Origin of the sequence: Maricaulis sp., assembly GCF_034670125.1 — a bacterium.
Lineage (GTDB): Bacteria > Pseudomonadota > Alphaproteobacteria > Caulobacterales > Maricaulaceae > Maricaulis.
In genome coordinates this window covers 16,286-30,319 of the sequence record NZ_JAXMOC010000005.1, presented here as the reverse complement: position 1 = coordinate 30,319, position 14,034 = coordinate 16,286, and the positions used below count along the sequence as shown (strand labels likewise).

The 14,034-nt window shown below is 63.7% G+C and carries 13 protein-coding genes; 11 read left to right on the top strand and 2 right to left on the bottom strand.

Annotation, left to right across the window (positions count from 1 at the left end):
- Positions 1-47 precede the first annotated feature (47 nt).
- The 11 genes from VOI18_RS10495 (at position 48) to VOI18_RS10445 (ending at position 11,617) form a co-directional block, all read left to right on the top strand.
- Positions 48-1,433 carry a flagellar hook protein FlgE gene (locus VOI18_RS10495; RefSeq protein WP_323762360.1) on the top strand — a complete coding sequence of 462 codons (1,386 nt, stop codon included), beginning with the start codon at positions 48-50 and terminating at the stop codon, positions 1,431-1,433.
- A gap of 245 nt (positions 1,434-1,678) precedes the next feature.
- Positions 1,679-1,948 (top strand): DUF1153 domain-containing protein, encoded by a 270-nt coding sequence (locus VOI18_RS10490; RefSeq protein ID WP_323762359.1) that lies wholly within the window; start codon positions 1,679-1,681, stop codon positions 1,946-1,948.
- A 235-nt stretch (positions 1,949-2,183) separates the two neighbouring features.
- Entirely contained in the window at positions 2,184-3,836 is a 1,653-nt protein-coding gene (gene fliF, locus VOI18_RS10485; RefSeq protein ID WP_323762358.1) for a flagellar basal-body MS-ring/collar protein FliF, read from the top strand.
- A gap of 8 nt (positions 3,837-3,844) precedes the next feature.
- A complete protein-coding gene (fliG, locus tag VOI18_RS10480; RefSeq protein ID WP_323762357.1) occupies positions 3,845-4,867 on the top strand; it encodes a flagellar motor switch protein FliG in 1,023 nt (340 codons plus the stop codon).
- A gap of 12 nt (positions 4,868-4,879) precedes the next feature.
- Positions 4,880-5,533, top strand: a complete 654-nt coding sequence (locus tag VOI18_RS10475) for a FliH/SctL family protein (RefSeq protein WP_323762356.1) — start codon at positions 4,880-4,882, stop codon at positions 5,531-5,533.
- 95 nt (positions 5,534-5,628) lie between these two features.
- On the top strand, positions 5,629-5,901 hold the full coding sequence (fliN, locus tag VOI18_RS10470) for a flagellar motor switch protein FliN (RefSeq protein ID WP_366511510.1): 273 nt from the start codon (positions 5,629-5,631) through the stop codon (positions 5,899-5,901).
- A gap of 27 nt (positions 5,902-5,928) precedes the next feature.
- A complete protein-coding gene (locus VOI18_RS10465) occupies positions 5,929-7,299 on the top strand; it encodes a sigma-54 dependent transcriptional regulator (RefSeq protein ID WP_323762354.1) in 1,371 nt (456 codons plus the stop codon).
- Positions 7,300-7,311: 12 nt separating this feature from the next.
- Positions 7,312-9,444, top strand: coding sequence for a flagellar biosynthesis protein FlhA (gene flhA, locus VOI18_RS10460; protein WP_323762353.1), 2,133 nt, complete (start codon positions 7,312-7,314; stop codon positions 9,442-9,444).
- Between the two features lie 35 nt (positions 9,445-9,479).
- Positions 9,480-10,472, top strand: a complete 993-nt coding sequence (locus VOI18_RS10455) for a flagellar biosynthesis-like protein (FlhF) (RefSeq protein ID WP_323762352.1) — start codon at positions 9,480-9,482, stop codon at positions 10,470-10,472.
- Positions 10,472-11,272 (top strand): AAA family ATPase, encoded by an 801-nt coding sequence (locus VOI18_RS10450; protein WP_323762351.1) that lies wholly within the window; start codon positions 10,472-10,474, stop codon positions 11,270-11,272. The genes VOI18_RS10455 and VOI18_RS10450 overlap by 1 nt, the downstream gene beginning before the upstream one ends.
- Positions 11,273-11,296: 24 nt before the next feature.
- On the top strand, positions 11,297-11,617 hold the full coding sequence (locus tag VOI18_RS10445) for a hypothetical protein (RefSeq protein ID WP_323762350.1): 321 nt from the start codon (positions 11,297-11,299) through the stop codon (positions 11,615-11,617).
- Positions 11,618-12,051: 434 nt separating this feature from the next.
- On the opposite strand, the gene VOI18_RS10440 is transcribed toward VOI18_RS10445, so the two are convergent.
- Together VOI18_RS10440 and fliI are read right to left on the bottom strand one after the other, a co-directional pair.
- The gene (locus VOI18_RS10440) at positions 12,052-12,471 is read right to left on the bottom strand and encodes a flagellar FliJ family protein (protein ID WP_323762349.1); all 420 of its coding nucleotides are present in this window, start codon (positions 12,469-12,471) and stop codon (positions 12,052-12,054) included.
- Positions 12,468-13,811 carry a flagellar protein export ATPase FliI gene (gene fliI / locus VOI18_RS10435; RefSeq protein ID WP_416374882.1) on the bottom strand — a complete coding sequence of 448 codons (1,344 nt, stop codon included), beginning with the start codon at positions 13,809-13,811 and terminating at the stop codon, positions 12,468-12,470. Before fliI ends, VOI18_RS10440 begins: the two co-directional genes overlap by 4 nt.
- Positions 13,812-14,034 lie beyond the last annotated feature (223 nt).

The window sequence follows — 14,034 nt, the reverse complement described above, 5'->3', positions numbered from 1 at the left end:
CAGCAGAAAGCTCCGTAAAATCAACCAAAACGCCAGGAGCACGCATTATGAGTATCAATTCAGCGCTTTTGGCCGGCGCATCCGGCCTGATCTCGAACTCGAACGCCCTCGCCTCGATTTCGGACAATATCGCGAACGTCAACACGGTGGGCTACAAGCGCGCCTCGGCGGTCTTCACACCGCTCTATGACAGTGACAGCTCGACCAAGGGCTATTCGGCTGCCGGTGTGAATTCAGTCGCCCGTCTCGCCATTGGCGAAAGTGGCCTGCTGACCGCCGGCTCCTCGCCGACCGACCTTGCCATCTCCGGCCGCGGCTTCTTTGTCGTCCGCGACGATGCGACCGTGGATTCCTCCGACCCGGTGTCCTTCACCCGCGCCGGCCGTTTCACACCGGATACGAGCGGTTACCTGCGCAATGATGCCGGCAAGTATCTGGCCGGCTGGCCTGTGGCTGCCGACGGTTCGGTTCCGCAGAACCCGTCCGACCTCAACGCGCTCGAGACCATCAACCTGTCCTCGATCGGTGGTGCCGCCGAGGCGACGACGATCATGGGCATCAACGCCAACCTGCAACAGAGCCAGGCGATCTCGGCTGACGAAGCCACCTATGATGCCTCGATCTCGGCCAACAACATGTCGTCAGGCACGGTGACGCCAGACTTCCAGCGTTCCATCCCGTTCTATGACAGCGTCGGCGGTGTCCGCACCCTGACCATCTCGATGCTCAAGAGCGCGACCCCCAATCAGTGGCACGCCGAAGTCCACATGGTCCCGGCCGCCGATCTCACCACCGGTGCCGGCCTCGTTGACGGCCAGATGCTGACCGGGACCGTCGCCTTTGACGCCCAGGGCCGCATCGACAGTGCCAACACCACGCTGCCGACCCAGCTCGACTTCCTGTCGTCGACCAATGTCGCCGCCCTTGGCGCGACCGAGTTCCAGTGGGCCGCGGCGACCGGTGTCGATGCCCAGTCCATCACGCTGGACTTCGGTTCACCGAACGCGCCGGGCGGGTTCACGCAGTATGACAGCCCGTCGGCCCTGCTCTCGACCAATGTGAATGGTTCGGCGTTCGGCAATTTCTCGAGCGTGGACGTGGACAATGACGGATTCGTCTTTGCCAAGTTCAACAACGGCATCGTGCGCAAGATCTATCAGATCCCCGTCGCCACCTTCATCAATCCGGACGGTCTCGATGCCCAGTCGGGCGGTACCTTTACCGTGACCCCGGAATCCGGTGCCTACACGCTCAACCCGCCGGGCCTGGGCTCGTCGGGCCAGATCGCGGCCTCGACCCTGGAGAGTTCAAACGTCGATCTCGCCAATGAGTTCACCAACCTGATCACCACCCAGCGGGCTTACTCCGCCTCGTCGAAAATCATCACCACCGCCGATGAAATGCTCGACGAAGCCATCCGAATGAAGCGCTAACCATCACCCAACCGCTTCTTTCTCGGGGCCCTGCCATTGGCGGGGCCCTTTTTTTTGACCGGGTGGCCGGGCGTCCTGTTTCTCGGGCCGCCCATTTTTTATGACCGGAAAGTGAGGCCGATCGGAACATTTAGAGCGGGATTTTACCGACCCCATTAAACGTAAATTTACCCAGCAGTTTAGGGCGATGTTAAAGGGCTGCGTGTAGGTTGATCCTACAAACAAAAAAAGAACGGGGACCGGACATGCAACCGCGCCTTAAAAAAGAAAACTTCGTCATTGGACCGGATGGTAGCCCGCTGACACTTGGTGACCTGCCCAACCCGAGCACCCAGCGTTGGGTGGTTCGGCGCAAGGCAGAAGTCGTCGCCGCGGTAAGAGGTGGCCTTCTCACGCTGGAACAGGCGTGTCAGCGATACTCACTGACCGTCGAGGAATTCCTCGGCTGGCAGCGGTCGATCGACCGGCACGGCCTGGCCGGACTGCGGACGACCCGTATCCAACAATACCGCTAGCTCCCCCCCTGGCTGGCGCATGATGAACGGCGACCGCGCCCCCTCGGTCGCCGTTCTCGCGCGACAGTGAGAGAATGGCCGCGCCTGCTGCGCAAGAATTGCGTGCCCTGATTGGCTAATCGGGCGCCGGTCATCACGTATGCAAGCGTATTAAAGTCTCGTTTACCCGACAGGTAGGAAAATTCTGCCCAGTGCTTCGCTGATGAAGCGCACACTCTGAGGCAGGGATTTCCACGTGAACGCGCTTTTTGAACAGTTCAGGGCTTTCGGGGCCGGGCGTCTGACCGCAATTTTCGGCCTGGCTGCCGGTGTCGCCGCCGCGCTCATGTATTTTTCCGGTGCCATGGGCGGCGCCAGCCAGTCCCTGCTCTATTCCGGACTCGACCCGTCCGAGGCGGTCGCTACCTCCCAGCTGCTCGACCAGGCCAACATCCCGTATGAGATCCGCGAAGGCGGGTCGGCCATTTATGTCGCCCGCGAGCAGGTTGACGAAGCGCGGGTACGCGTCGCCTCGAACGGCCCGCTGAGCGGCGCCTCGGTCGGATACGAAATCTTCGACCGCCAGGACAGTTTCGGCCAGACCAGCTTCGTGCAGAATATCAACGCCAAGCGCGCCACCGAAGGCGAGCTGGCCCGGACGATCCAGTCGCTCAACTATGTCAGCGCCGCCCGCGTCCATCTCAACCTGCCGGAGCGCCGCCTGTTCTCGCGCGACCAGCAGGCACCAACGGCCGCTGTCACCATTTCGACCAATGGCCGGTTGAACTCGGAACAGGTCCGCGTCATCCGCAACATCGTCGCCTCGTCTTCCGGCATCGCGCCCGGCGGGGTCTCCATCGCCGATGATCGCGGCCGTCAGCTGGCCAGCGGCGGCGACGGCCAGTCAGCCGGTTCGATGCTGATGGACGAGCGTCGCGGCGAGATCGAGGCCCAGCTGCGCCAGAACATTCTCGACATCGTCGAAGGTGTCGTCGGCGCCGGCGCGGCCCGGGTCCAGGTCAACGCCGAACTCAACCGTCAAAGCATCACCCAAAGCTCTGAAACCTATGACCCGGACGGTCAGGTGGTGCGTTCACGCGAACGCGGCGAGGACCTGTCCAACGACCAGGACGGCGCCAACCAGAACCGTGTCTCGGCGTCCGAGAACCTGCCCGATGCGGCCGACGGATCGGCTGCCGAAGGTTCAGGCAGCCGCTCCAATCGCGAAAGCACCAGCGAGCGGGTCAATTACGAGATTTCCTCCACGACCCGCACCGAGATCATCGAGGCCGGCGCCATCAATCGCCTGTCGGTCGCCGTGGCCGTCGACGGGGTTCTGGAAACTGCCGAGGACGGTACGGTCACCTGGCGTGAACGGCCCCAGTCGGAAATCGATCGCATCGAAGCCCTGGTCCGTTCGGCGATGGGTTTTGTCAGCGAGCCCGGTGCCCGCCAGGACCTGTTGACCGTCAGCCAGATCGAATTCGCCCGAACCGATCCGCTGCTGGGCACGCCCGCCACCAGCGGTATGTCCTTCACCAAGAGCGACATCATGCGCGCCGCCGAAATTGGCGTCATGTTCATCACCGCCCTGCTGATCATCTTCCTGGTCGCCCGGCCTCTGGTCAAAGGTGCCAGCGGTGTGGCCATGCCGCAGGGTCTCGCCCTGGCCGGAGCCGGCATGGACGGTGCGATTGGCGGCGCCCAGGCTCCCACCGCCCTGCCGACCCAGCCGAACCGTCCGGCGGCCTTGCCCGCTGCCGGCGGCGCCAGTAGCGACGACTCGATCGATATCGAGAAGATTGACGGCCAGGTGAAGGCATCGTCGCTGAAGAAAGTCGCCAATATCGTTGAATCCCACCCGGAAGAGTCGATCTCGATCCTCCGGACCTGGCTGCATGAGAGCTGAGCTCGACCATGTCTGACAAGCGCGCCATTGAAGATCCGACCCGCCTGACCGGCCCCGAAAAGGCCGCGGTGATGCTGCTTGCCCTCGGCGATGAGGGCGAAAGCATGTGGCAACATCTGGACGAGGAGGAAATTCGCGAAGTCTCCCAGGCGATGTCGAATCTGGGCACCGTGACGTCGTCGGCTGTCGAAAAACTGATCGTCGACTTTGTCGGCCAGATGTCCTCGACCGGCTCCCTGATGGGGTCATTCGAAGCGACCCAGCGCCTGCTTGGCTCCTTCCTGCCGGGCGACAAGGTCGAGTCGATCATGGAGGAGCTGCGCGGTCCGGCCGGCCGGACCATGTGGGACAAGCTCGGCAATGTGAACGAGGTCGTGCTCGCCAATTATCTCAAGAATGAATACCCGCAGACCGTCGCCGTGGTGCTGTCCAAGGTGAAGTCCGAGCATGCCAGCCGCGTGCTGGGCGCCCTGCCCGAGGATTTTGCGCTGGAAGTTGTCACCCGCATGCTGCGCATGGAACCGGTCCAGCGCGAGATTCTGGACCGGATCGAGGAGACGCTGCGGACCGAGTTCATGTCGAACCTGGCCCGCACCTCCAAGCATGACAGCCACGAGATGATGGCGTCGATCTTCAACAATTTCGACCGCCAGACCGAGAACCGCTTCCTCGCCGCGCTGGAAGAGCGCAATCGCGAGAGTGCCGAGAAGATCCGGTCGCTGATGTTCGTCTTCGAAGACCTCTCCAAGCTCGACCCGGGCGGCATCCAGACACTGATGCGCTCGATCGACAAGGACCAGATGGGCCTGGCGATGAAAGGGGCATCCGACAGCCTGCGCGACCTGTTCTTCTCGAACATGTCCGAGCGCGCCGCCAAGATCATGCGCGAAGACATGGCCTCGCTCGGCCCGGTTCGCCTGAAAGACGTCGACCAGGCGCAACAATCGATCGTTTCCATGGCCAAGGACCTCGCCGCCAAGGGCGAGATCATGCTGGCCGATGGCGGCGCCGATGATGAACTCATCTACTAGGGAGGTTGAACGATGAATCCGATCAAATTCGATTTCGATACAGAGTTCGACCATGACGGCCAGATCCTGCGCGAAGGGGAAAGCTACAAGCGCTTCTTCACCCAGGACGATGTCGACGCAGCCCGCATGTGGGGTGTCGAGGAAGGCCGCGAGATGGAGGAAGGCCGCTGCGCTCAATCGCTGCAGGCCATCGCCTCGCAGATGCAGCTGATCCTGTCCCGCCTCGCGATGGAATCCGACGGTCTGCGCCAGGAAGCCGCCGGGCTTGCCATGGCCGCCGCCCGCAAGATCGCCGGCGAGGCCCTCGCCGCCTATCCGGTCGACACCATCGAACAGGTCGCGCTGGAAGCGGTGAAGGACCTGCGCTCGGAGCCGCGCCTGTCGGTGCGTTGTAATCCGGAGCTGGTTGAAGCCCTGGCGGAACGGCTCGAGAAGACCGCCCGCGACGCCGGTTTTGACGGTGCCATCATGGTGCGCGGCGAGGACGGGCTGGCCAATGCCGATGTCCGACTGGAATGGGGTGCCGGTGCCATCCAGCGCAGTGCCGATGAAATTGAATCCCGACTGAATGACGTCGTCGCTCGCTGGCTGGCTTCGCCGCCCGACGACGAAGACACCCAATCTGACGCGCCCGGCGACCATTCCGCCAGTGCAAGCGCGGCTTAAGGAGGCCTGACATGGCTGACGACAATCTCGACCTTCCCGATCTGGGCGATGACGGCACGCAAGTGCCGGTCGAAGCGCCCAAGCGTGGCCAGCAGATGATGGACGAAGAAGAAAAGAGCGCCGCTGACCTGGCGCCGGTCTTTGACGTTCCCGTCAATATCTCGGCGGTCCTCGGCAAGGCCCATATCGACGTGAACTCGCTGCTCAAGCTGACCTCCGGGTCGGTGGTCGAGCTGGACCGCAAGATCGGCGAAGCGATCGACATCTATGTGAACAACCGGCTCGTCGCGCGCGGCGAAGTCGTGGTGGTCGACGACCGACTGGGCGTCACCATGACGGAAATCATCAAGGACGGGGACGCGGGCTAAGGCCTGGCGTAGAGGACGGAGCACATCATGCGAATTTTGATAGTCGGCAGCCTGGGCGGGCAATTGCACACCGCCACGAAGATCGCCCTCGACCGCGGCGCGAAGGTCTCGCACGTGGACACGATCGAGCAAGCCACCGCCCATTTGCGGGCCGGGCGCGGCGCCGACCTGTTGATGGTCGACCTGCACCTGGACGTGCAGTCCCTGATCGCTGCGAATGACGCCGAGCGGATCTCCGTCCCGGTCGTCGCCTGCGGCGTCAATGTCCGTCCCGAGGCTGCCGCTGCCGCGATCCGCGCCGGGGCCAAGGAATTCATTCCGATGCCGCCGGACGCCGATCTGATCGCTGCCGTTCTGGCCGCGATTGCCGACGACGAACGCCCGATGATTGCCCGCGACCCGTCCATGCAGGCCGTCATCCACCTCGCCGATCGCATTGCCGGCTCTGACGCCTCCGTCCTGATTACCGGTGAAAGTGGCTCCGGTAAGGAAGTCATGGCCCGCTATGTCCACACCAAGTCCAAGCGCGCCCAGGCTCCCTTCATCTCCGTCAACTGTGCCGCAATCCCGGAAAACCTGCTGGAGTCCGAACTCTTCGGTCACGAGAAAGGCGCCTTTACCGGCGCCATCGCCCGCCGCGTGGGTAAGTTCGAAGAGGCCGACGGCGGCACGCTCCTGCTCGACGAGATTTCCGAAATGGATGTCCGCCTGCAAGCCAAGCTGCTGCGCGCCATCCAGGAACGCGAGATCGACCGGGTCGGCGGCACCAAGCCGGTCAAGGTCAATATCCGCATCCTGGCGACCTCGAACCGCGACCTGCGCAAGGCCGTGGCCGATGGCAGCTTCCGCGAAGACCTGCTGTTCCGCCTGAACGTGGTCAATCTCGCCCTGCCGCCGCTTCGCGAACGCCCGGCCGACATCGTCGCCCTGTCCGAGCATTTCGTGAAGAAGTACTCAGCCGCCAACGCCGTCGATGTCCGCCCGGTCTCGGATGCCGCCCGCACCTCGCTGCTGGCCCGGGAGTGGACGGGCAATGTCCGCGAACTGGAGAACGCCATGCACCGCGCCGTTCTGCTGGCCACAGGGCGGGAAATCACACCGGACGCGATCCGCATGCCCGACGGCTCGGCCTTCACCGGCTCGGGCAATAACGTCGTCCGCCAGGCCGCTGACACCGCCCAGTCGGTTCAAGCCGACATGATCGGTCGCACGGTTTCGGAAGTGGAACAGGACCTGATCCTCAACACGCTCGACCATTGCTTCGGCAACCGGACCCATGCCGCCAACATTCTCGGCATCTCGATCCGGACCCTGCGCAACAAGCTGAAACTCTATTCGGACCAGGGCGTTGACATCCCCGCGCCCAACCAACCCGCCCAGGGTGTTTCCGTAGCCTGATTGGACTGAACCGTGGTCGATACCGCAGCCTCCCCGACCGCCGCTCCTGCCAGTGGTGGATTTGACATCCGCGCCTTCCTGAACCGCACGCTGCGTGGTGATGTGGCGTTGGCCGTCGGCATTCTCGCCATCCTGGTGATGCTGATGCTGCCCATGCCCAGCTTTCTGCTGGACATGTCGCTGGCGATCTCGATCTCGATGTCGGTCCTGGTCCTGATGACGGCGCTCTTCATCAAGAAGCCGCTGGAGTTCTCGGCCTTTCCGGCGCTGCTGCTGATCACCACCCTGCTGCGCCTGGGCCTCAACATCGCCTCGACCCGGCTGATCCTGTCCAAGGGCCATGAAGGCACCGACGCGGCCGGCGAGGTCATCGAAGCGTTCGGTTCCTTTGTCATGCAGGGCAATGTCGTCATCGGCATCATTGTCTTTGCCATCCTGGTGATCGTGAATTTCGTGGTCATCACCAAGGGTTCCGGCCGGATCGCCGAAGTCGCGGCCCGCTTCACCCTCGACGCCATGCCCGGCAAGCAGATGGCCATCGATGCCGACCTCTCGGCCGGCCTGATCACCGAAGACGACGCCCGCAAGCGCCGCACCGAGCTGGAAGGCGAAAGCAATTTCTTCGGCGCCATGGATGGTGCCTCCAAATTCGTCCGCGGCGATGCCATGGCCGGCCTGATGATCACCGCCATCAACCTGGTCGGCGGCATCATCATCGGTGTGGTCCAGTCCGGCATGCCGTTCTCGGAAGCCGCCCAGGCCTATTCCTCGCTGACCATCGGTGACGGCCTGGTCTCGCAGATCCCGGCCCTCATCATCTCGGTCGGTGCCGGCCTGCTGGTCTCCAAGGCCGGCGTCAACGGCCAGGCCGACAAGGCCCTGTTCGGCCAGCTGACCGCCAACCCGCAAGGCCTCGGCCTGGTATCCGGTGTTGCCCTGATGGTCGGACTTCTGCCCGGCATGCCGCTGATTCCCTTCGCCCTGATGTCGGCCGGCGCCGGCGCCCTGGCCTGGATGAACCGGGACATCGCCGAACGAACAGCCCAGGCCGAGCTGGACGCGAAGGCCGAGCAGGAAGCTGTGGAACAGGAAAGCCAGGCCGAAACGGAAGCGCCGATCGAGGACAGCCTCGCCATCGACGAGCTGAAGATCGAGCTGGGCTATGGCCTGCTGCCGCTGATCAATGATGTCGACGGTCGCAAGCTGACCGATCAGATCCGCGCCCTGCGCCGGTCGCTGGCCGAGGAAATGGGCTTCATCACCCCGGCCGTGCGCATCATCGACAACATGGCGCTGGGCAATAACGAATACACGATCCGCATCAAGGAACTGGAAGCCGGTCGGGGCGTGCTGGAACTGCACAAGCTGCTGGTCATGGATCCGGCCGGCATGCCGATCGACATGCCGGGCAGCCACGTCAAGGAGCCGACTTTCGGCCTGCCCGCGACCTGGATCGATGAAGGCCTGCGCGAGGAAGCCTCCTTCCGTGGTTACACGATCGTCGAACCCGCCGCTGTTCTGGTCACCCACCTGACCGAACTGCTGCGCGAAAACATGGCCGACCTGCTGTCCTATGCCGAGGTCGAGAAGCTGATTGCCAAGCTCTCCAAGGAGCACAAGGCCCTCGTCGACGACATCACCCCGGGACAGATCAGCCGCGCCGGCATCCAGCGCGTCCTGCAATCCCTGATCAAGGAACGCATCTCGATCCGCGACCTGCCAACGATCCTGGAAGGCATCGCCGAAGCCAGCGCCACGACGCAGAATCTCGACGCCATCGTCGAGCATGTCCGGACCCGTCTCGCGCGCCAGATCTGCCACGCCAACAAGGCGCATGACGGCGTCCTGCCGGTGCTGGCGATGGGTCCGCAATGGGAGCAGGCCTTCCTGGAGTCGCTGGTGGGCGAAGGCGACCGCCGCCAGCTCGCGCTGGCACCGTCCAAACTGCATGATTTTGTCGCCGCCATTCGAAACTCTTTTGAAACCGCATCAGCTCAGGGTCATGTGCCTGTACTGCTGACGAGCCCACTGATTCGTCCGTATGTGCGTTCGTTGGTTGAGCGTTTTCGCCCGCAGACCGTGGTGATGTCGCAAAATGAAATCCATCCGAGCGCACGTCTCCAGACGATGGGCCATGTCGGCTGACCGACCGATTTTGACCTGTGAAATGATGCGAGCCCATGCACCTTAAAACCTTTGCAGCCCCGTCCCTGACCCAGGCCATGGCCGAAGTTCGCCGTGAAATGGGTCCCGACGCCGTGATCATCGCGACCGGTGACGCGCCCGGCGGCGGCGTGCATGTCCGCGCGGCCAGCGAGATGGCGCGGGTCGCCGAGCCGGCCGAACAGGTGCGTGACCGTTCCATCCGTCTGGCCGGTGAAGCCGAGATCGAGCGCGGCCTGCGCGAGGATAATGAGCTGGACCGGGTCATCCGGGCACTCGGCTTCCATCGCGCGCCCGGCTCTGCCGCCCAGGCCCTGATCCGTTCGGCCCATGACCTGTCCGACGGACAGGCCGTGGCCCGTCTCGCCCACGCCATCGAGAGCCGCTACACTTTCCAGCCTCTGCCCGCCGTGCCGGAACATGCCGTGCTGTTCGCCGGCACGCCCGGTGTCGGCAAGACCTCGGCCTTGGCCAAGACCGCGGCTCGCGCGATAACCGCAGGCGCTGTGCCGACCCTGATTTCCTGTGACGGAGAGCGCGCCGGCGCCAATGACCGGCTTCAGGAACTGGCCCGTCGCATGGGGGCCGGTTTCCGGGCTGTCGACGATCCGCGCGAAATGATCGATGCGGTCGACGAAATCGACGGCCCTGTCCTGATCGACAGCCCGGCGGTCAATCCGTTCGAGCTCGACGATCTGGACATGACCCTGGCCTTTGCTGACAGCGCCAATGCCGAAATCATCTATGTGTTTGACGCCGGGCTGACACCGGAGGATGCCGAAGACGCAGCCTCGTTGTTCGCCTCGATTGGTGCCAGCCGCTGCATCCCGGTCAAGCTGGACTGCGCACGCCGTCTCGGCGCCATGCTCGGCGTCGGCGAGACCGGCCTGGCCTTCGCCCAGATTTCGTCCACCCCGTTCATTGGCGGCGGACTGGCACCGGCCACGCCCCTGCGCATGGCCCGGGTCCTGGTCGAGGACCGCAATACCCCGTTCGAGGAAGACGACTGATGAAAATCGCCTCCGCTCCGCAAGACCGCTCCGCCGGCCGCATCCTTGCCATCGCCTCCGGCAAGGGCGGTGTCGGCAAGACCATGCTGTCGATCGGCATGGCGCGCGCCTTTTCGCAAATGGGCGAACGCTGCCTGTTGATGGATGGCGATCTCGGCATGGCCAATATCGACGTCCAGCTGGGGCTGCAGCCCAATTCCGACATTTCCAGCGTCATCAATGGCCGCGTCGCCATTGCCGATGCGACCTGTCCGGCTCTGGGTGGTGCCTCCCAGAAGGGCGGTTTTGACGTCATTTCGGGTCGGTCGGGCTCCGGGGCACTGGCCAATCTGGCCGGCCCCGGGCTGACCAAGCTGGCAACCGGCGTCGCCGCGCTGGCCCTGTCCTATGACCGCGCCATTCTCGATCTGGCCGCCGGTGCTGACCGGGCCACGATCCGCCTCGCGCTGACAGCCGATGATGTCGTGATCGTGCTCAATGACGAACCGACCTCACTGACCGACGCCTATGCCTTCGTCAAAACGCTTCGGCTGCACGATGACGGCGCCTCGCCGCTGGTGGTGATCAACAATGCACCCGACATGAGCGCCGCAAACGAGGCCTTCAGCGCCTTCCGCAAAACCTGCGAAGCTTTCCTGAGCTTTACGCCAACACTCGCCGGCATCATCCGCCGCGACCCGACGGTTCCGGCTGCGATCCGGGCCCAGACTGCCGTGTCTCTGCGCGCGCCACAGTGCGAGGCGGCGAAGGATATCCAGAGCTTGGCGGGCTCGCTGGCACGTGGCAAACAGGCGGCCTGACCGGGCTTTGGGGAGCACCGACACATGTATGACAGTCTCGCAGATCGCCTGACCGCCGGCTTCACCCCGTTTGACTGGTGGCTGATTATCGTCCTGTCACTGGTCGCCGCCCTGATCATGCGCAAATGGCCACAATGGCCGGCCGCCGCCTCGATCGCCTTCCTGATCGACGCCTGCGCCCCCTTCTTCTATCGCTGGTCGACCGGCATCCCGCCCGATTTTGCCTTCGATTTCGCTTTCTCCCGACTCGACGAGCGCGGCGGCGTCGTCGTCATCCTGCGCCTGGTCATCTACATGACGACCATCGGCGCCATCTTCTGGGCCAAGCGCCGCTACGGGCGTTAGGTTAAAAGGGGGACAGGCATATTTAACGCGTGGCACGGGTGGAACGAGCAACCACGCCCGAGACGCGTTAAATATACCTGTCCCTTTTCTTGACGCATCTCCGAGCCGGCATCACGAAATTAACGGGGACACTCACCGATTTCACGCGCGCCCGGCTCCAAACATACGGTCCTGTAAACTTCTTGCCCAAAACGCACGCACCTGTGTCTCCCCCGTTTCGAATGCGCCGGGATGACGGGGGTCGGTCGTTTCGTGCCCCTGGACCCGGTCGCACGCCCTGCCGGAGCTTTGGAGGGTCACATCCAAGGCGCGGACAGGCTCCGCAAGGTCCCGGGCACAAGTGACTGACCTCGTGCCCCACCCCGCCTCGAACACACAAAAGGCCCCGAACCAGCTGGTCCGGGGCCTTTTTTGTCGTCAAAGATATCGCGCTGCTAGTGCGACGAGCGTCCGTGGCGGATCTGGGCGATTTCGTCGAGTTCGTCCTGTTCTGCGGCACGCACGGATTGTTCGATCCGGGCCAGGCGGCGCTCTTCCAGGAGCTCGTATTTCTTGAGGTCCGTGAAGGCCTCCGACAACCGGTCACGCAAGGCGTCGGCCTGGACGTCGACTTCATCAAGCGAAACGCGGATGTTTTCCTTCCGCTTGATCACAGCCTGGGCGTAAGAGCCGTAGGCGACATAGCCTTCCTTGGACTGCGCGGCTGCGGCCTGTTCCTCGGGCACCGAGGCCTCCAGGCGCTCGATCTGTCCGACCAGCGCGGCACGCGAGCGATCCAGCTCGGCCATCTGCTTTTGCAATTCTTCCACCTTGAACCGGGCCAGCCGGATCAGGGGTTCATGTGAGCGTGTCATTGCCGCCCTCCTTCACCACCACCCAAAATCTCCGACAGCATTGCAAATGTCGACGGAATGTCCGCCGCATCGTCTTTTGACTGTCCGAGGAACGCTTCCAGCGGCTCGTTGAGCTCAATGGCCCGATCCACCGCCGGATTGGATCCCTGGGTGTAGGCACCCAGACGGATCAATTCTTCCATGTCGGCATAGGCCGACAAATGTTTGCGCGCTTCCGCGACCAGGGGTCGCTCGGCAGCGTCATAAACCTCGGGCGCAGTCCGGCTGACCGACTTCAAGACGTCGATCGCGGGATAGCGTCCGCGTTCAGCAATGGCTCGGCTCATGACCACATGTCCATCCAGGATACCGCGTACGGCATCGGCTATGGGTTCGTTATGATCATCACCATCCACCAAAACAGTGAAAAGTCCGGTAATGGAGCCGGATTTTTTGCCATCCTTGCGCTGCGGCCCCGGGCCGGCCCTCTCAAGTAGCCGTGGCAATTCAGCAAATACCGATGGCGTATAGCCCCGCGTGGTCGGTGGTTCGCCGGCAGCGAGGCCGATTTCGCGCTGGGCGAGGGCGAAACGGGTGACGCTGTCCATCAGGCAAAGCACGTCGAGACCCTGGTCGCGGAAATACTCCGCCGTGGTCAGGGTCAGGTGCGCCGCCTGGCGACGGGCCAGGGCCGGGGAATCGGAGGTTTCGGTGATCACCACGGAACGCTTGCGGCCTTCCGGCCCCAGGACATCATCGACGAATTCGCGCGCTTCCCGACCCCGTTCGCCAATCAGGCCGATCACGATGACGTCGGCATCACAGGCGCGGGCCAGCATCGACATCAGCACCGACTTGCCGACACCGGAGCCGGCGAAAATGCCCAGCCGCTGGCCGCGCCGCATGGGGACAAAACCGTTGAGGACCCGAACGCCCATGTCCATGCGGTCACCCAGACGGGCGCGACCGTGGGCGCCGGGCGGGCTGCCCTTGAGCGGATAGGGGGTGGCGCCTTCGGTCAGCGGTGCGCCGTCATCGAGCGGCCGACCGAAGCCGTCCAGCACCCGTCCCAGCCACGACCGGCTCGGGCGGACGCGAGCCGCCTCCGGCTGCAACAGGGCCCGCGCCCCCGGGCGAATGCCCTCGAGCGGACCGAACGGCATCATCAACGCGGTTTCACCGCGAAAGCCGACCACCTCGCATTCGGCGATGCCATTGCCGGTCTCAATCTTTGCGTGGGCGCCCAGCGACAGGCCGGCCTTTGGGCCCTCGGCCTCGACGAGCAGCCCGTTGAGCGCGGTGACCCGCCCCTCAAGGATCCGGTCATCCAGTCGCCCGACGCGATCGATCAGGGATTGCATCATACGGGTCGGCCCGCCTTCTCATGCGTGACTGAAAAGCCACTTCTTCCACATCATATCGGCTGCGTCTTGCCTCGACGTAAACACCCGGGATGATCGGGAGGCCGAAAATCCAGCCGATTCCCGGCAGGACGGACTCCGATTCCAGTGGTGAGTCCCCGCTTGTCCAACATCAACTGTGGATAACCGTGATGACCCCGGCTCGCTCATCATTGGACGATTT